This is a genomic window from Microbacterium paraoxydans, from assembly GCF_900105335.1.
GTDB classification, from domain to species: domain Bacteria; phylum Actinomycetota; class Actinomycetes; order Actinomycetales; family Microbacteriaceae; genus Microbacterium; species Microbacterium paraoxydans.
Map to the genome: position 1 here is coordinate 3,461,129 of NZ_LT629770.1, position 17,502 is coordinate 3,478,630.

At 71.2% G+C, this 17,502-nt stretch carries 17 protein-coding genes; 13 read left to right on the top strand and 4 right to left on the bottom strand.

Annotation, left to right across the window (positions count from 1 at the left end):
* Nucleotides 1-67: 67 nt before the first annotated feature.
* Together BLU02_RS16760 and BLU02_RS16765 are read right to left on the bottom strand one after the other, a co-directional pair.
* Nucleotides 68-760: a nucleotidyltransferase domain-containing protein gene (locus BLU02_RS16760; protein ID WP_060922117.1), complete on the bottom strand. Its 693-nt coding sequence runs from the start codon at nucleotides 758-760 to the stop codon at nucleotides 68-70.
* 98 nt (nucleotides 761-858) lie between these two features.
* A complete protein-coding gene (locus BLU02_RS16765; RefSeq protein ID WP_060922118.1) occupies nucleotides 859-2,274 on the bottom strand; it encodes an RNB domain-containing ribonuclease in 1,416 nt (471 codons plus the stop codon).
* Between the two features lie 78 nt (nucleotides 2,275-2,352).
* On the opposite strand from BLU02_RS16765, the gene BLU02_RS16770 reads away from it, so the two are divergent.
* Both BLU02_RS16770 and BLU02_RS16775 read left to right on the top strand, forming a co-directional pair.
* A complete protein-coding gene (locus tag BLU02_RS16770) occupies nucleotides 2,353-3,123 on the top strand; it encodes an isocitrate lyase/PEP mutase family protein (RefSeq protein ID WP_060922119.1) in 771 nt (256 codons plus the stop codon).
* A gap of 39 nt (nucleotides 3,124-3,162) precedes the next feature.
* On the top strand, nucleotides 3,163-4,923 hold the full coding sequence (locus BLU02_RS16775) for a proline--tRNA ligase (RefSeq protein WP_060922120.1): 1,761 nt from the start codon (nucleotides 3,163-3,165) through the stop codon (nucleotides 4,921-4,923).
* Nucleotides 4,924-4,941: 18 nt separating this feature from the next.
* On the opposite strand, the gene BLU02_RS16780 is transcribed toward BLU02_RS16775, so the two are convergent.
* Nucleotides 4,942-5,445, bottom strand: a complete 504-nt coding sequence (locus tag BLU02_RS16780; RefSeq protein WP_060922121.1) for a pyridoxamine 5'-phosphate oxidase family protein — start codon at nucleotides 5,443-5,445, stop codon at nucleotides 4,942-4,944.
* A 134-nt stretch (nucleotides 5,446-5,579) separates the two neighbouring features.
* Here BLU02_RS16780 and BLU02_RS16785 point away from each other — a divergent pair, with 134 nt between their 5' ends.
* The 7 genes from BLU02_RS16785 (at nucleotide 5,580) to BLU02_RS16815 (ending at nucleotide 13,670) form a co-directional block, all read left to right on the top strand.
* On the top strand, nucleotides 5,580-6,620 hold the full coding sequence (locus BLU02_RS16785) for an LOG family protein (protein ID WP_060922122.1): 1,041 nt from the start codon (nucleotides 5,580-5,582) through the stop codon (nucleotides 6,618-6,620).
* A 172-nt stretch (nucleotides 6,621-6,792) separates the two neighbouring features.
* Nucleotides 6,793-7,776 (top strand): transcription termination factor NusA, encoded by a 984-nt coding sequence (nusA, locus tag BLU02_RS16790; RefSeq protein ID WP_025103177.1) that lies wholly within the window; start codon nucleotides 6,793-6,795, stop codon nucleotides 7,774-7,776.
* Nucleotides 7,777-7,838: 62 nt separating this feature from the next.
* On the top strand, nucleotides 7,839-8,093 hold the full coding sequence (locus BLU02_RS16795) for a YlxR family protein (protein ID WP_082750046.1): 255 nt from the start codon (nucleotides 7,839-7,841) through the stop codon (nucleotides 8,091-8,093).
* Between the two features lie 94 nt (nucleotides 8,094-8,187).
* Nucleotides 8,188-10,923: a translation initiation factor IF-2 gene (gene infB, locus BLU02_RS16800; RefSeq protein WP_083371063.1), complete on the top strand. Its 2,736-nt coding sequence runs from the start codon at nucleotides 8,188-8,190 to the stop codon at nucleotides 10,921-10,923.
* 105 nt (nucleotides 10,924-11,028) lie between these two features.
* Nucleotides 11,029-11,454, top strand: coding sequence for a 30S ribosome-binding factor RbfA (gene rbfA, locus BLU02_RS16805; protein ID WP_060923633.1), 426 nt, complete (start codon nucleotides 11,029-11,031; stop codon nucleotides 11,452-11,454).
* A gap of 38 nt (nucleotides 11,455-11,492) precedes the next feature.
* Entirely contained in the window at nucleotides 11,493-12,122 is a 630-nt protein-coding gene (locus BLU02_RS16810) for a hypothetical protein (protein WP_083371064.1), read from the top strand.
* Between the two features lie 75 nt (nucleotides 12,123-12,197).
* Nucleotides 12,198-13,670 carry a helix-turn-helix domain-containing protein gene (locus BLU02_RS16815; protein WP_060922652.1) on the top strand — a complete coding sequence of 491 codons (1,473 nt, stop codon included), beginning with the start codon at nucleotides 12,198-12,200 and terminating at the stop codon, nucleotides 13,668-13,670.
* Nucleotides 13,671-13,677: 7 nt separating this feature from the next.
* Here BLU02_RS16815 and BLU02_RS16820 read toward each other — a convergent pair whose 3' ends face one another.
* Entirely contained in the window at nucleotides 13,678-14,574 is an 897-nt protein-coding gene (locus tag BLU02_RS16820) for an iron-sulfur binding domain-containing protein (RefSeq protein WP_231919605.1), read from the bottom strand.
* A gap of 52 nt (nucleotides 14,575-14,626) precedes the next feature.
* Here BLU02_RS16820 and truB point away from each other — a divergent pair, with 52 nt between their 5' ends.
* From truB to BLU02_RS16840, 4 genes are read left to right on the top strand one after another with little or no spacing between them, the layout of a single operon-like run.
* Nucleotides 14,627-15,520, top strand: a complete 894-nt coding sequence (truB, locus tag BLU02_RS16825) for a tRNA pseudouridine(55) synthase TruB (protein WP_060922651.1) — start codon at nucleotides 14,627-14,629, stop codon at nucleotides 15,518-15,520.
* Nucleotides 15,517-15,885 (top strand): hypothetical protein, encoded by a 369-nt coding sequence (locus BLU02_RS16830; RefSeq protein WP_060922650.1) that lies wholly within the window; start codon nucleotides 15,517-15,519, stop codon nucleotides 15,883-15,885. Before truB ends, BLU02_RS16830 begins: the two co-directional genes overlap by 4 nt.
* Nucleotides 15,886-15,940: 55 nt before the next feature.
* Complete coding sequence (locus tag BLU02_RS16835; protein ID WP_231919606.1) at nucleotides 15,941-16,378, top strand: hypothetical protein; 438 nt, start codon at nucleotides 15,941-15,943, stop codon at nucleotides 16,376-16,378.
* Entirely contained in the window at nucleotides 16,375-17,325 is a 951-nt protein-coding gene (locus BLU02_RS16840) for a bifunctional riboflavin kinase/FAD synthetase (protein ID WP_060922648.1), read from the top strand. The genes BLU02_RS16835 and BLU02_RS16840 overlap by 4 nt, the downstream gene beginning before the upstream one ends.
* Nucleotides 17,326-17,502: the final 177 nt, after the last annotated feature.

Genomic DNA, 17,502 nt, shown 5'->3' on the forward strand with positions numbered 1-17,502 from the left:
GCGCGAGGACAGGCGCCAGCGCCCGGTGTCGCCTGTTGTCGCGTGACTGCCTGTTCCCGCGATGAGGTCAGCGCACGAACCCCGCCTGCACCCGACCACCTGCGAGTTCCAGTTCCTCGCCGACTCGCGCCGCGAACCCGGCGATGTCTCCGGCGAGCAGTGGAGTGCTGAGCCGATCCGCGCGCTCGGGATTCCACGCGCGCAGACGTCGGGGGAGCCATTTCCCGGATCCGATCCACCGCCCGTCAGTCAGCAGCATCAGCTCCGCCATGCGCTCGAACAGCAGGCCTGCGACCACGCGCTGTTCGAGAGGATCCGTCGCGTCGCCCAGGTCGTCGAGGAGATCGGTGATCATGTACCGCCGGATCCGCGACTCCGTCTCCTCCAGGACGGGGCCGGCGGCGAGCACGGCGCCCCACCGGGCCCGCAGGTCGTCGAGCCCGGTTCCGCAGCGCACCGGCACGCCCTCCACGAGCATGTGCACGATGACGGGCCGATGCTGTGCAATGCCGCGGTTCGCCCATGTCTCGAACCCTGCCGCCGTGTAGGCGAACACCTCGAAGGTCTCGCCCTCGAACTCGAAGGTGGCGGCCTCGCTCACCTGGGCGTCGTCGGCGAACAGGTCGTCGTCGATGAGCAGGAGGTCGATGTCGCTCGTGTGCGTGCGCTCGCCGCGGGCGGTGCTCCCGGCGACGATCGCGATGCGTGAGCGCGGATACCGCTCCACGAGGAAGCGCTCGATGCGCTCGGCCTGATCCATCTCGACAGGGTATCCGGCCGGGATGCAGGCGATCGCGGCGGCACAGGCTCTCGTACCGGGAAGCGCCTGATCCGGCGTCCTCGCCTGATCCGGCGGAGTCAGACAGCGAGCTCGATCTCGCCCGTCGCGATGTCCACGCGCACGACGTGCAGCGAGACCACGTCCCCGGGTCTCGTGTCGGGGGTCACCGGCGCGGTCGTCGTCACTGCAGGCTCCGCGATCTGGACGGCAGTCCGCTCGCCCCGGAGCTCGATGACCGTCGCCTCGACCGTCTGTCCCACCAGGGGAGTGAGCAGTGCGGCCTCGACGCGGTTCACGGTGTCCGCGTCCAGCTGCGACGCCCGTCGGCCGGAGTCCTGCATGAGCGCGGGGAGGTCTCCGAGCGAGGAACGCACCCACTCCGGCACGGGCTGCCCTGTCGAGACGGCGAGGCAGATGGTGAGGACCCAGCGGTCGACGAGCCGGCGGAGCGGCGCGGTCGCGTGCGCGTAAGGGGCTCCGATCGCGGCCTGCACGGCGTCGGCGGGCGGCTCCCCGTCGAACACGAGGTACCCGGCTCCGCGGAACAGCGACGCGGCGGCTTCCAGCACGGGAAGGGTCATCGGGTCGGAGCGGTCGAGCCCCCGCAGATACTCGCCGTAGGTGCCCGTGATCCACGGGCGCCCGAGCGCCTCCGTCTGGTGGCGGAAGGCCGCGAACGCCGCCTCGTCGGGTTCCGGCATCGTGCGGAGGATACCGACGCCCGCGTCGATCATGAGCGCCGCGGCCGCCATCCCGGTCATGAGCGAGAGCTGCGCGTTCCACTCCTCGACGGGCAGCGGGCTGCGGCGCTCGATCGCATAGGAGCCGTCGTCGGTTCGCACGACCTCCTCGTCCGGGACGTTGAGGCTGGCGCCCCCGCGGCGGCGCTCCTGCTCGAGACGGAGGGCGCCGATCTCCGGCAGCAGGGCCGCGAGACCGCCGTCGCCCCGGTCCAGGGCGTCTTGCGTGGAGGCGTAGTCGAGCTGCGCGCGGGACCGGATGAGGGCGCGCTCCAACCGGAAGTCGGTCACGGTGCCCGCGGCATCCAGCGTGAACGTCCACACGAGAGCGGGACGGTCGACATCGGGGAGCAGGGAGGCGCGGTCCTCGCTCAGCACCGGCGGATGCAGCGGGATCGTGCCGTCCGCGGCGTACAGCGTCTGTCCCCGCCGGCGCGCCTCCGCGTGCACGGCGCCTCCCGGTACGACGAACCCGGGCACGTCCGCGATGGCGTACCGCACCCGGTAGCCGTCGCCGTCCCGGTCGAGGTGGAAGGCCTGGTCGAGGTCACGGGCGCCCGCCGGGTCGAGGGTCGCGAACGGGATGTCCGTGAGATCGAGCTCCGGGGTCGTCGCCGAGGCTGCTTCCGCCTCCGCGAGCACGTCGGCGGGAAACGCGGTCGGCGTGTCCAGGGCCTCCCGCAGCGCGGAGAGCGCCGCGGCGAGCTCGGTCTGGGCGGCGGAGGGGGCGACATGCGGGCGGCGCTGGGGCATGCCGCCAGCCTAGGTCGAGCACCGGGACGATCCGCTGCAGCCGGCCCGCGTGCCCGCACCGGCCGCTAGCGTGGGGACATGACCACTGCTGCCAAGGCCCAGACCCTCGTCGGACTCTATGACGCCCCGGAGATCCTCCGCGTGGTGAACGTGTGGGATGTCGTCTCCGCACGCGCCGTCGCCGCGCTGCCGGAGACGAAGGCGATCGCCACCGCCGGTCACGGCATCGCGGCGTCGTTCGGCTACGACGACGGCGACACCCCGCGCGACGTCATGATCGACATGGTCGGACGGATCGCGGCGGCCGTGTCCGTCCCCGTCACCGCCGACCTGGACGACGGCTACGGCGACGCGGGGGAGACCACCCGGCTCGCGATCGCGGCCGGCGTCGTCGGCGCGAACGTCGAGGACCGCCTCAAGCCGCTCGACGAATCGGTCGCCGTCGTCGAGGCCATCGTGAAGGCTGCGGAGTCCGAGGGCGTGCCGTTCGCCCTCAACGCCCGCACCGACGCGTTCGTGCGTGCCGGGTCGCGCCCCGTGGAGGAGAGCGTCGCGGACGCGATCCAGCGCGGGCGTGCGTTCCTCGATGCGGGTGCCACCGCGGTGTTCGTCCCTGGCATCCTTGACGCGAACGTCACTCGACAGCTCGTCGAGGGCATCGGAGAGCGCAAGGTCAGCGTGATCGGCATCCCCGGCGCGCTCGCCGCCTCCGAGTACGAGAAGCTCGGCGTGGCCCGCATCTCCTACGGCCCGCTGCCGCAGCGAGTGGCGCTCACGGCCCTGCAGGATCTCGCTGAGAGCCTCTACGGCGGCGGCGTCGTGCCGCAGGGACTCCCGGCCCTCAACTGAGCGACGAGGAGGGTGACCGCGGCTCACTACACTTGAGCCGTGGTCACTCGTCTTTCGAACTTCTTCCTCCGTACGCTCCGCGAAGATCCTGCCGGTGCCGAGGTCGCCAGTCACAAGCTGCTGATCCGCGCCGGGTACATCCGACCGCAGGCGGCGGGCATCTTCGCGTGGCTGCCGCTCGGCCTGCGCGTCAAGGCGAAGATCGAGACCGTCATCCGCGAGGAGATGGCCGCCGCGGGTGCGCAGGAGGTGCACTTCCCCGCGCTGATGCCGCGGGAGGCGTACGAGGCCACCGGGCGCTGGGACGAGTACGGCGATCTGCTGTTCCGCCTCCAGGACCGCAAGGGCGGGGACTACCTGCTCGCGCCGACGCACGAGGAGGCGTTCACGCTGCTCGTGAAGGACCTGTACTCGTCGTACAAGGACCTGCCGCTGACGATCTTCCAGATCCAGGACAAGTACCGCGACGAGGCCCGGCCGCGCGCCGGGCTCCTCCGCGGTCGCGAGTTCACGATGAAGGACGCCTACTCCTTCGACGCCTCCGACGAGGGGCTGGACACGAGCTACCAGGCGCAGCGGGACGCGTACGAGCGCATCTTCCAGCGGCTGGGCCTCGAGTACGCGATCGTGCAGGCCGACGCGGGGGCCATGGGCGGTTCGCGCAGCGAGGAGTTCCTGCACCCGACCCCCGTGGGCGAGGACACGTTCGTCCGCAGCGCCGGCGGCTACGCGGCCAACGTCGAGGCCTTCACCACGCCCGTCCCGGCTCCGGTCCCGTTCGACGCCGACGGCGCCCCCGTGATCTTCGACTCTCCGGACACGCCGACCATCGAGACGCTCGTGGCGCACTGCAACCGCGAGCTCGACGGCGAGTACACCGCGGCCGACACGCTCAAGAACGTCGTCCTCGCCCTGAAGCACCTCGACGGCACCCGCGAGCTCGTGATCGTCGGCATCCCCGGCGACCGCGAGGTGGACGAGAAGCGCGCAGAGGTGGCCTTCGCGCCGGCCGAGGTCGAGACCGCCACCGCCGAGGACTTCGAGAACAACCCGCTCCTGGTGAAGGGCTACATCGGTCCGTGGTCGCCCACGGGTGCCGTGCTGGGCGAGGAGTCCGCGACCGGCATCCGCTACCTCGTCGACCCCCGCGTGAGCGAGGGCACGAGCTGGATCACCGGTGCGAACATCGACCAGAAGCACGCGCACTCGGTCGTCGCCGGACGCGACTTCGAGGCGGACGGCATCGTGGAGATCGCGAACGTGCGTGCCGGCGACCCGGCGCCCGACGGCTCCGGTCCGGTCGAGCTCGCCCGCGGCATGGAGATCGGTCATGTCTTCCAGCTCGGACGGAAGTACGCGGAGGCGCTCGGCCTCAAGGTCCTCAACGAGAACGGCAAGCTCGTCACGGTCACCATGGGGTCGTACGGCATCGGCGTCACGCGGATCCTGGCGATCATCGCGGAGCTGAACAACGACGACAAGGGCCTGATCTGGCCGGCCTCGGTCGCGCCGTTCGACGTGCAGGTCGTCGCCGCCGGTCGCGACCAGGTCGCCTTCGACGTCGCGGAAGACCTCTCGGTTCAGCTCGAGGCCGCTGGGCTCGACGTGCTGTACGACGACCGTCCGAAGGTGTCGCCGGGGGTCAAGTTCGGCGACGCCGAGCTCGTCGGGGTCCCGAAGATCGTGATCGTCGGTCGCGGTGCCGCCGACGGCCAGGTCGAATTCTGGGACCGTCGCACGGGCGAGCGCGAGGCGGTCTCGGTCGCCGAGGCCGTGGAGCGGCTCTCCGCCACACGCTGACCCCGCGCCCCCGGTCGCTCAGCAGGTGACGCGGCCGTGGTTCATGATGTCGTCGTCCGGGGTGTCTCGGGTCACCAGTGCCTTGAGCGCCCCGGCGGCCATCGCCACCTTGCCCTTCGCCGGTTCCCAGAACTCGGCGACCACCGGGGTCACCGTGAGCAGGGCGATGCCGGGGGTGTCCAGCCCGTCCTCGAACCAGATGTCGAGGGAGGGGGAGTAGAGCTCCTCCATCTTCGCGCGATCGTGGACGATCTCGGCGGTGCCGGCGACGGACACGTAGCGCATGCCCTTGGCGTCGCAGTAGGCGAGACCGACATCGTGGTGACGGCGCGCCTCCTCGACCTTCTCCGTGTCCTCCGCCGTGAAGAACCAGATGGCACCGGCGTCGTCCATCTGCCTGGTCGACATCGGCCGGCTGACGAGGTTCCCGTCCGGGTCGGTGGTGGTGAGCATGGTGAAATCGATGTCCTCCACGAGCTCTTTGATGCGGGCGAGGGCCTCGGGTCCGGTGATCTCTGTCATGTCGCCATCGTGGCGTCATCGCCGACCGAGGGCACGGGCGTTGACACCGTGTCCTGCCCGTGCTGCGGAGCGCGGGGGTGCGGATCCTCGGCGTTGCGTCCCGCCGGCCGGGTGCCGCGTGGGACGCTGGGGGCATGACCGAGGAACCGCTGCCGGCCGCTCTGAGCGACGAGATCAACCATGTGCTGGACGAAGCGGGGGTGTCCTCGGACCGTCGGCTCGTGATGCGGATGCTCCGCACGGCGCTGCTCCTCGGTGAGGACGACACCGACCGCCTCGACCTCAAGATCGCCTCCGCCGCGCTGGCCGAGATGCGCGATGCCTTCCGCCTCTTCGCTCCGTTCCGCGGGGTGCCGAAGGTGACCGTCTTCGGCTCCGCGCGCACCCTCCACGACGACCCGCTGTACCTGCAGGCGCGGGATGTCGCCGCGGCGCTCGCGAGCGACGGCTGGATGGTCGTCACGGGCGCCGGCCCCGGGATCATGCAGGCGGCGGCCGAGGGCGCGGGTCCGGCGCTGTCGCTCGGCGTCTCCATCCGGCTCCCCTTCGAGGAGAAGGCGAACAGCCTCGTCGCGGGAAGCGATCAGGTCGTCGCGATGAAGTACTTCTTCACCCGCAAGCTCATGCTCATCAAGGAGTCGAGCGGCTTCATCTGCCTGCCCGGCGGGTTCGGCACGCTCGACGAGATGTTCGAGCTGCTCACCCTGCAGCAGACCGGGAAGGCCGAGCCGACGCCGATCGTGCTGCTCGATGAGAAGGGCGGATCATTCTGGCAGGGCATGCGGCGCTTCGTCGACGAGCACCTCGCCCCGATGGGGGTGATCTCCCCGGGGGACTTCGATCGCGTCGTCATCACCGACTCGGTCGAGGAGGCCCGCGCCGAGATCACCGGGTTCTGGCGCAACTACGACTCGCTGCGGTGGGTGGGGGACACGCTCGTGCTGCGGCTCAAGGCCGAGCCGACGGACGCCGAGATCGAGGAGCTCAACACCGCCTTCGCCGCACTCCTGTCGACCGGGCGGATCGAGCGCACGGCTCCCCGGTCCCCGGAGGTCGCCGACGACGACCGGCTCGACCTCCCGCGCCTCGCCTTGCACCTGGACCAGCGTCAGGTGGGCAACCTCTTCCGGCTCATCGCCGCCCTCAACGCGCTCCCGTCCGCGCCGAAGCTCTGACCCCGCGACAGGCTCCCACGCGGGATCAGGCTGTTCTCGCGGTGAGCGCCTGCTGTCGCGCGATGGCCTGTCTCCGCGAGGACTGGATGGCCCGGGGGTGCGGCACACGGTATCGTTGTACGGATGTCGCGCGTGCATTCGGGCGCGACGAGAGCTGAATAGGGAGGCCGTCATGGACATCGAACTGAGTCTGCTGCGAGGGATCGAGAAGGAGAAGGCGATCCCGTTCGACGAGCTCGTCTCGATCATCGAGCAGGCGATCCTGACCGCATACTCCAAGCACGTCTCGCCCGACGGTGCCACGCCCGAGGGTGTCCGCGTGCACCTCGACCGCAAGACCGGCCACGTCGCCGTCCTCCAGGTCGTCCGCGACGACGAGGGCGCGATCATCGGCGAAGAGGAGGCGACGCCGGACGACTTCGGGCGCATCGCCGCATTCGCCGCCAAGCAGGTCATCAGCCAGCGCCTCCGGGACATCGCGGACGACGCCGTCCTCGGGGAGTTCAAGGGCAAGGAGGGCGACATCGTCGCCGGCGTGATCCAGCAGGGGCCGAACCCGCGCATGATCCACGTCGACCTCGGCTCCGTCGAGGCGATCCTCCCGCCCGAGGAGCAGGTGCCCGGCGAGGAGTACACGCACGGGTCCCGGCTGCGCGTCTACGTCACCAGCGTCGCCAAGGGGCTCAAGGGTCCGCAGATCACGGTCTCGCGCACGCATCCCGGGCTCGTCCGCAAGCTGTTCGCGCTCGAGGTGCCGGAGATCGCCGCGGGGCTCGTCGAGATCGTGGCGCTCGCCCGCGAGGCGGGCCACCGGACCAAGATCGCGGTCAAGGCGAACGACCCGGCGATCAACGCCAAGGGCGCGTGCATCGGCGAGATGGGGCGCCGTGTGCGGGCCGTCACGGAGGAGCTGGCGGGGGAGAAGATCGACATCGTCGACTACGACGCCGACCTGCCCACGTTCGTGGCGCACGCGCTGTCGCCCGCCAAGGTCACGAGCTCGTTCGTCCTCGACGCGAGCACCAAGGCCGTCCGTGCCCTCGTGCCGGACTACCAGCTGTCGCTCGCCATCGGCAAGGAGGGTCAGAACGCACGTCTGGCCGCCAAGCTCACCGGCGCCAAGATCGACATCCAGCCGGACAGCGTCCTCGACTGAACCCTGTCCGTCCTCGACGCCACGCCCGGTGGCGGCGAGGACGGACGGAACGCAGGTGTAAGATGGAACCCGTACGAACGTGCGTCGGTTGCCGCACGCGTGCTCCCCGCTCCACTCTGCTCAGGGTGGTTGCCCAGAACGACACCCTCGTCCCCGATGAGCGTGCTGTCCTGCCGGGGCGTGGCGCGTGGGTGCATCCGACACCCGAGTGCATGGAAGCCGCTCTGCGGCGTCGAGCTTTCGGAAGAGCACTGCGTGTGACCACTCAGCTGGATACACGGATCTTCGAACAGCACCCACCAAGAAACAAAGGCTGAACAGCTATGGAAACAAAGTGAACGGCTCGAAATGAGACCCGTCCGCGACTAGTGGTCTGCCCTGTCTGGGCAGACCGACCCAGACAGGAGAATTGTGGCTGGTAAACCACGCGTACATGAGATCGCCGCCGAACTCGGCGTCGACAGCAAGGTCGCACTTGCGAAGCTCAAGGAACTCGGCGAGTTCGTGAAGAGCCCGTCCTCGACGGTCGAGCCCCCGGTGGCGCGCAAGCTGCGTGCCGCGATCGAGGCCGACCCGTCCCTCAAGGCGGCCTCCGAGCCCGCTGCGGCGAAGCCCGCCGCGAAGCCGGCACCGAAGTCCTCGGCGCCCACCCCCGGTCCGAAGCCCGGCCCCAAGCCGGGTCCTGCCGCTCCGGCCGCACCCGCCCCGAGCCCGGCGCCCGCCCCCGCGGCGGAGAAGGCTCCGGCGCCGTCGGCGCCCGCGAAGCCGTCGGCTCCGGCTCCGGCCGCACCGTCCTCGGGTGACGGCAACGCGCCGAAGCCCGGCGCGCCCCGCCCCGGCAACAACCCGTTCTCGTCCGCTCAGGGCATGGGCCAGCGTCCCGCCGGTCCTCGTCCCGGCAACAACCCCTTCGCCTCGGCGCAGGGGATGGGCCAGCGGCCGACCCCCGGGAACATCCCGCGCCCGCAGGCGCCCCGTCCCGGCGCTCCGCGCCCGGGTGCCCCTCGTCCCGGCTCGCCGCGACCCGGTGCACCCCGCGGCGGTCAGGGTGGACGTCCCGGTGCTCCGTTCCAGCAGCGTACGGGCGGCCCCGGTCGTCCGGGCGGCGGTGGCGGTCCCGGTGCAGGTCCCCGTCCCGGCGGTGGTTTCGCCGGCCGTCCCGGTGGCGGCGGTGGCCGTGGCCGCGGTCCCGGCGGTGGTACCGCAGGCGCCTTCGGTAAGGGCGGCGGCAAGAGCAAGCAGCGCAAGTCGCGGCGGGCGAAGCGGCAAGAGTTCGAGATGCGGAGCGCCCCGGTCGTCGGTGGCGTCAACGTCACCCGCGGCAACGGGGAGATCATCCGCATGCGTCGCGGCGCGTCCATCGCGGACTTCGCCGACAAGATCGAGTCCCTGACCGGCTACACCGTGCAGCCGGGCACCCTCGTCACGATCCTCTTCAACCTCGGCGAGATGGCCACGGCCACCGAGTCGCTGGATGAGGCCACGTTCGAGGTCCTCGGTGAGGAGCTGGGCTACAAGGTCCAGATGGTCTCGCCCGAGGACGAGGACAAGGAGCTCCTCGAGGGCTTCGGTCTCGACCTCGAGAAGGAGCTGGAGGAGGAGAGCGAGGACGACCTCGAGATCCGTCCCCCGGTGGTCACCGTCATGGGTCACGTGGACCACGGTAAGACCCGCCTTCTCGACGCGATCCGTCAGACCAACGTCATCGAGGGTGAGGCCGGCGGCATCACCCAGCACATCGGTGCCTACCAGGTCTGGACCGAGCACGAGGGCATCGAGCGGGCGATCACGTTCATCGACACCCCCGGTCACGAGGCGTTCACCGCCATGCGTGCCCGTGGTGCGCAGGTCACCGACCTGGCGATCCTGGTGGTCGCGGCCGACGACGGCATCATGCCGCAGACGGTCGAGGCGCTGAACCACGCTCAGGCGGCGAACGTGCCGATCGTGGTCGCGGTGAACAAGGTCGACAAGCCTGAGGCCAACCCGGCCAAGGTGCGTCAGCAGCTCACCGAGTACGGTCTGGTGGCCGAGGAGTACGGTGGCGACGTCATGTTCGTCGACGTGTCGGCCAGGGCGAACACCGGTATTCAGGAGCTCCTGGACGCGGTGCTGCTCACGGCGGACGCCGGTCTCGACCTGACCGCCAACCCGAACAAGGCCGCTCGCGGTGTCGCCATCGAGGCGAAGCTCGACAAGGGCCGCGGTTCGGTCGCGACGGTGCTGATCCAGTCCGGAACCCTCCGGGTCGGCGATGCGATCGTGGCGGGCACCGCTTATGGCCGCGTCCGCGCGATGATCGACGAGAACGGCGAGATCGTCGAGGCGGCCGCACCGTCTCGTCCGGTCCAGGTGCAGGGTCTGAACTCCGTGCCGCGCGCCGGCGACGTCTTCATCGTGACCGAGGAAGACCGCATGGCCCGTCAGATCGCGGAGAAGCGCGAAGCCGTCGAGCGCAACGCCCAGCTGGCCAAGGCCCGCAAGCGCATCTCGCTCGAGGACTTCACCCGTGCTCTCGAAGAGGGCAAGGTCGAGTCGCTCAACCTCATCATCAAGGGTGACGTCTCCGGTGCCGTCGAGGCGCTGGAGGAGTCGCTCCTCAAGATCGAGGTCGACGACTCGGTGCAGCTGCGCATCATCCACCGCGGTGTCGGTGCGATCACCGAGTCCGACGTGAACCTGGCGACGATCGACAACGCGATCATCGTGGGCTTCAACGTCCGCCCCGACACGAAGGCGCGCGAGCGCGCCCAGCGTGAGGGTGTGGACATCCGCTTCTACTCCGTCATCTACAACGCGATCGAGGAGATCGAGAGCTCGCTCAAGGGCATGCTCAAGCCGGAGTACGAAGAGGTCCAGTCGGGTGTCGCCGAGATCCGCGAGGTGTTCCGCTCCTCGAAGTTCGGCAACATCGCGGGTGTCATCGTCCGGTCCGGGACGATCACGCGGAACGCGAAGGCCCGCGTCATCCGCGACGGCGTCGTCATCGCCGATGGTCTGGCCATCGAGTCGCTGCGCCGGTTCAAGGACGACGTCACCGAGGTGCGGACGGACTACGAGGCCGGTATCGGCCTCGGCAAGTACAACGACATCCAGGTCGGCGACGAGATCGAGACGACCGAGATGGTGGAGAAGCCGCGCGGCTGATCCGCACGACTGCGGCGGCTGCCTCCTCCTCCCGTGACGGGGGAGGGGGCAGCCGCCTCCGCGGTTCGCTGGGAGCCGCGATGCACAGAGGTGGGAGAAGGAACAATGGCTGGTGAACGACAGGCCCGACTCGCGGATCGTATCCGCGTGATCCTCGCCGAGCGCTTGGAGAAGGGGCTGCGCGACCCGCGTCTGGGCTTCGTGACCATCACCGACGTCCGCGTGAGCGGCGATCTGCAGCACGCGTCCGTGTTCTACACGGTGCTCGGCACGGAAGAGGAGCGCCTCGCCAGCGGTGCCGCGCTCACCTCTGCGACCGGCATGCTGCGCAGCGAGGTCGGACGACAGCTCAGCACTCGACTCGTCCCTACGCTCGAGTTCATCCCGGACGCGCTCCCGGAGAACGCCGACCACATCACCGCTCTGCTGCGCGAGGCGCAGGAGCGCGACGCGGAGGTGGCCAAGCTGGCCTCGTCCGCGACCCACGCCGGCGAAGCCGACCCCTACCGGTCGGACGACGACGAGGACTGATCCCGTCTGATACCCTCAGGTCCGCGGCGGGACAACCGGTGGATCTGGGGGGGATCGACATCGAGTCTCGGAACGCGCCTGCGGGGTCGTCCGTCGCGCCCGGCGACGTCGAGGCGCTGCTGGACGAGCTTCGGGCTCGGGAGCTCGCGTGCGCCCCGCACGTGGCCGCGCGGCTCGTCGCCGCGCTTCCGGCGGACCCGGCGGCCGTCATGGCGGTGGCGGCCCGCCTCACGCCGGAGCAGCGGCGAGGCCTCGGCCGGCTGCCGTGGCCTCTGCCGTCCGTCGCCGACGCCGTCCCTCTCGGCATGCTGTCGGCCCCGGACCGGCTGCTGTTGCTCACCGTGGCACTGGCGTTCGAGGATGACCTCGATCCGGTCCTCGCGGTGGACGGGCGCGGCGTGGAGGAGGTGCGGGCGAGCGGCGCCGCGCCGCACCTGGTGATCCACGCGGGACGTGTCCGGTTCGCCGACCCCCGGATGGAGACGGGAGTGCACGCGGCCGCCTCTGCGGCTGAGGTCGCGCACACGCACGCGCGCCTGGCCGCGGTCGCCGTCCGGCGGCGAGATCGGGTGGCTGCGGCCTGGCATCGCGCGCGTGGGGGCGCCGTCCGCGATCAACGGTCCGCAGCGGTGCTGACGGCAGGTGCCCGCGCCGCTGCCGCAGAGTGACGCCAGGAACGCGTACTGCTGCTCGCCGCCGAGGCCGCGAAGCACGCGGCCGGCGACATCGGCGAGGAGGCGCGAGTGCTCGCCGGGTGCGCGGCGCTCGCATGCGGTCATGCGGCGGATGCCGAGGAATGGTTGGGAAGCCTCGTCTGCGGTGCCGCCGAGCACCGTCGGGGGCGAGCGCTCGGACCGTTCCTCGTCGCCCGCACGTTCCGGTACGGAGCGGTGCCGGCCGTCGATCCGCAGCGGCTCGCTCCGCTGCGTACGGGGGACGGCGACTCCTGGGCGCGGTTCGCGGCGCTCCTGGCGATCCTGTGCGCGGAGCGCGGCGACCGCAGGGCGGGTCGCCGCTGGCTCGCCGATGTCCGTGATGGGGCCTCGCGCGTCGGCGGGGACGGCGTCCTGCGGGACGCGGTCGAGTCGCTGTGCGGCCTTCTCGCCGGGGAGGTCGCCACGGGTGACGTGCCAGGAACCGGCGGGCTGCTGGGCGCCGTGTCGGGGGCTCTGCACGCCGCGTGCGGCGGCGACATCGACGAGGGCCTGCGGCTGCTGCAGACCGCGGATCTCCCCGGGGTGGGGGAGCGCGATCCGATGATCCCCGGTTTCGAGCACAGCCCACTGGGCCGGGCCTACCGGATCGTCACCGAGGTGCTGCTTCTTGTCTGGCGGGGAGACATCGGTCGCGCCCGGCTGCTGCTGCGGCGGGCAGCGGTCGAGCTCCCCGTCGCGATCCCGTTCGCGGGACTCGGCGTGGTGCTGGCGCGGCGGCTCGATCTCGCGGTCCTCGGCGCTTTCAGTCCGATCGCCAGGGCTCTCACCGCCGTGCTGCCTCCGGCCGCAGACATGGACGTACTGGTGGACCGCGCTGTCGAGGCGTTCCTGAACGGCTCCTTCGAGGCGGCCGCCGGTGCGATCGGGCTGTGGCGGGATCGCGGGGAGCCGCAGGCGCGCTTCGCGGTGCCGGGGGTGGAGGAGGTCGTGCTCGTCCCCGAGGCCGGACGGGCGTCACCGGCGGTGCGCCCACCGGAGACGGAGTTCGCCGACGCCGTGCGTCACGCCGTCGCGGCGTCCGGCGACGGTGCCTGGCGCACGGAGCAGGAGACCCTGCGAGAGGCGGCACGACGGCTTCGGTCGCCCTTCGCCCGCGGCCGTGTCGAGACGCTGTTGGGGGTCAGGTCCGGGCTGCACGGGGATCCGATCGCGGCCCGCAGTCACCTCGCGCAGGCCGAGAGGCTGTTCGAGGCCGCCGGGGCGAGCGCGTGGGGGCGTGCCGTCCGCCGGCGTCTGCAGCGGCTGGAGACCGACCCGCACGTCACGGGCGGCGCGTATCTTTTCGTGTGCCGGAGCGCCTGGGCCCAGCGACTGACACCGCGGGAACTGGAGGTGGCCATGCTCGCCGTCGAAGGCACGGGGAACCGCGCGATCGCGGAGCGCCTGTCGATCTCCGTCCGGACGGTCGAGGTGCACCTGGGACGCGTGTTCGCGAAGCTGGACGTCCGCAATCGCGTCGAGCTGACGGTGCTCGCGCACAGGACCGAACAGTACCTCTGAGGCGCGCTCACCGCGGCAGGGAGAGGCCCTCCCCGTCGGCTTCCGCGAGCCCGTCGGCGATGAGGGAGTCGATCGCACGATCCCGCTGACGCACGTCGGGCCAGTCCGGGAGGACGGCGGTAAGCGGGACTGCGGCGGGGGCGGCGGCGCGCAGGAGCCGGAGCACGGCGCCGCGGGCCTGGCGGTCCGAACCCTCGTACGCGGCCTGTCGTCGTCGCTCATCCCCGGTGTCGGGTCGGCCGGCCGCGAGCCACGCACACCCGTCCGCCAGCGGGCAGCGTTCGCATCGGGGCGCACGGGACGTGCAGATCGTCGCGCCGAGCTCCATAGCCGCGGCGTTGAGGACGGCGGCCTCTGCGGGGTCCGCGGGCAGCAGCGCCGCCATGAGCGCAAGGTCGCGGCGGGACGGGGACCCCGGTTGCGCTCGTCCCTCGACCGCCCTGGCCAGCACGCGCCGGGTGTTGGTGTCGACGACGGGATGACGGTCGCCGTACGCGAACACGGCCACGGCACGGGCGGTGTAGTCGCCGATCCCGGAGAGGGCGAGGAGGGCGTCGACGTCACGCGGCACGACGCCGCCGTGGCGCTCGACCACCTCGACGGCCGCACGGTGCAGCCACAGGGCACGCCGCGGATAGCCGAGGTTCGCCCACTGCTGGACGACGTCCGCAGTGGACGCGGCCGCCATCGCCAGGGGTGTCGGCCAGCGCGCTAGCCACGCGTCGAGGTGCGGGATCACGCGGGTCACGGGCGTCTGCTGCAGCATGAACTCGCTCACCAGGACGCCCCAGGCGCCGAAGGCGGCATGGAAGTCCGGACGGCGCCAGGGAAGGTCGCGCGCCGCGGAGGCGTACCAGCCGAGCAGGGGCGTCATCGTCGCGGGAGACGGTGCGGGCGCGGCCATCCCTCCAGCCTAGGCGAGCGGGCACCGCTCCCTGCCTCGGTAGGCTGGAGGGATGGCGACCCCCGGCATCCTCCTCGTCGACAAGCCCGGCGGGCTGACCAGTCACGACGTCGTCGCCCGCACTCGTCGGGCCTTCGGCACCCGCAAGGTCGGTCACGCCGGTACCCTCGACCCGATGGCCACCGGACTGCTCGTCATCGGCATCGAGGGCGCGACCCGCCTCCTCACCTACATCGTGGGCGCGGACAAGACCTACGAGGCGACCATCCGGCTCGGTGCCGTCACCTCGACGGATGACGCGGAGGGCGAGACCCTCCACCGCGCGGATGAGAGCGCCCTCGCGGCGATCGCGGATGCGGCGATCGATGCCGGAGTGGCCGCTCTGACGGGCGCGATCTCCCAGGTCCCGAGCGCGGTCTCGGCGATCAAGGTCGACGGCCGCCGCGCCTACGACCGCGTCCGTGCGGGGGAGGAGGTGGCCCTCCAGCCGCGAGACGTCGTCGTGTCCCGGTTCGACGTCATCGCGCGACGTCGCGACGATCACGCGATCGACCTCGATGTCGTCGTGGACTGCTCGTCCGGAACCTACATCCGCTCGCTGGCCCGCGACCTGGGCGCCGCCCTCGGCGTCGGCGGCCACCTGACCGCCCTCCGCCGCACCCGCGTCGGCCCGTTCGACGTGCGCGACGCCGTGACGATCGACGCCCTCGAGGGCGCTCCCGTGCTCACCCCCGGGGAGGCCGCCGGCCGCGTCCTCCCCGTCCTCCGCGTCTCGGCGGAGGAGGCACGCGATCTGCGGCACGGCAAGCGAGTGGCGGGCGCCGCTGCGCGGCTGGACGGCCCGCTCGCGGCCGCCATCGAAGACGACGGCGGCCTGGTGGGGATCGTCGAGAAGCGCGGTGCCGATGTGAAGAGCGCCATGAACATGCCGGAGGCCTCCCGATGATCCTGTGGTTCACGATCGTGCAGATCGTCATCGCCATCGCCGCCGGGCTCTTCTGCCTCGGCGCGGGGTTCGCCGGCCGTCGCCCCAGCGACTTCTCCGTCGGCGCGCTGGCTCTCGTCGAGGTGCTGCTGATCGTGCAGATCGTCGTCGCCATCGTCGCGCCGCTCGCGGGGAACCCGCCCACCGGCGACCTGCTGGAGCTCTGGGTGTACCTCGTCTCGGCGGCCCTGCTTCCGATCGGCGCCGTGCTCTGGGCGCTGATGGAACGCAGCCGGTGGAGCACCGTCGTGCTCGGTGTGGCCGCCCTCGCGATCGCGATCATGCTGTGGCGCATGCAGGTGATCTGGACCGTCCAGGTCGCCTGAGCGCCAGCCGGCGCGGACGCAGGGCGGCTCGCCCGGCTCTAGGATGGAATGCGCTATGAGCTCCACCGCCCCCTCCACTCGGATGACCGGCATCGGTCGTGTCCTGGTGATCGTCTACGCCGTGATGGCGCTGGCGGCCACCGGGCGCAGCTTCGTGCAGATCGTCCGTCGCTTCGACGAGGCCCCGTTGGCCTACAGCCTCTCGGCGCTCGCCGCGGTCGTGTACGTCCTGGCGACGCTCGCGCTCGTCTTCGCGCGTCGTCGCGGCTGGTACACCGTCGCGTGGGTGGCGATCGTCTTCGAGCTCACCGGTGTGCTGGTCGTCGGCGTGCTCAGCCTCGTCCTGCCCGACCTGTTCCAGCACGAGACCGTGTGGTCGCTGTTCGGCCGCGGCTACCTCTTCATCCCCCTGGTCCTCCCGATCTTCGGCATCTGGTGGCTGCGCACGCACCGGCCCGTCGACGCCGCGCGACCGGTCGAGGTCGCCGCGTGATCGTGTTCCGGAGTCCGGACGAGGTGCCGGAGAACTACGGTCCCAGCACCGTCGCCATCGGGAAGTTCGACGGCGTGCACGAGGGGCACCGCGCCGTCATCCGTCGCCTGGAAGAGGCCGCCGCGGCGTCGGGGAGCCGGGCCGTCGCGGTGACGTTCGACCGTAACCCTCTCGCTGTGATCCGCCCCGACCGGTGCCCCGAGAACGTCGTGACCGTCGACCGCAAGCTGGAGCTCCTGGGCGAGCTCGGGCTCGACGCGACGCTCGTGCTGACCTTCGACGAGACGCTCGCGGCCGTCGGTGCGGAGGACTTCGTCGCCGATATCCTCGTCGGCGCGCTGCACGTGTCCACCATCCTCGTGGGCGCCGACTTCCGCTTCGGGCACCGAGGCGCGGGCACCCCCGACCTATTGCGGGAGCTCGGCCCCCGGTACGGCTTCACCGTCGAGGTCGTCGACGACGTCTACCTCCCGGGGTCCAGCCGTCGCGTCTCGTCGAGCTGGATCCGCGAGCTCCTGATGGCCGGTGACGTCGCGGAGGCGACTCGCGCTCTCGGCCGATATCCCGACGTGCGCGGCGTGGTGGTCCACGGCCTGAAGCGCGGACGAGAGCTCGGCTTCCCGACCGCGAACCTCTCCACGATCGTCGATGCGTTCGTGCCGGCGGACGGCGTCTACGCGGGGTGGCTCGTCGACCACGACACGGGCATCCGGCACCCGTCGGCGATCTCGGTGGGCACGAACCCCACCTTCGATGACGTGCTCGTGCGGCAGGTCGAGGCGCATGTGCTGGGGGAGACCGGACTCGATCTCTACGGTCACGACGTGACGGTCGAGTTCGTCGAGCGGCTGCGCGGCATGGTCGCCTTCGAGGGCATCGAGAAGCTGATGAAGCAGATGGCCGCCGATGTCACGCAGGCCGCGACCATTCTGGACGTGTCCGCGTAACACGACGGCGCCGTGGTTCCGCGGCCGGTGCTCGCGATGACATAGAATGGGATCAGGCTCCCGCCGGTCCCGCACTCATCGCGTGCTCCGGAGGGAACACCGATCCACAGTCCGCACGGTCCTGGCTCACGCCACACGCGGACGACGAGAACGGCTCGCGGCTCCCCGGAGGCGCCG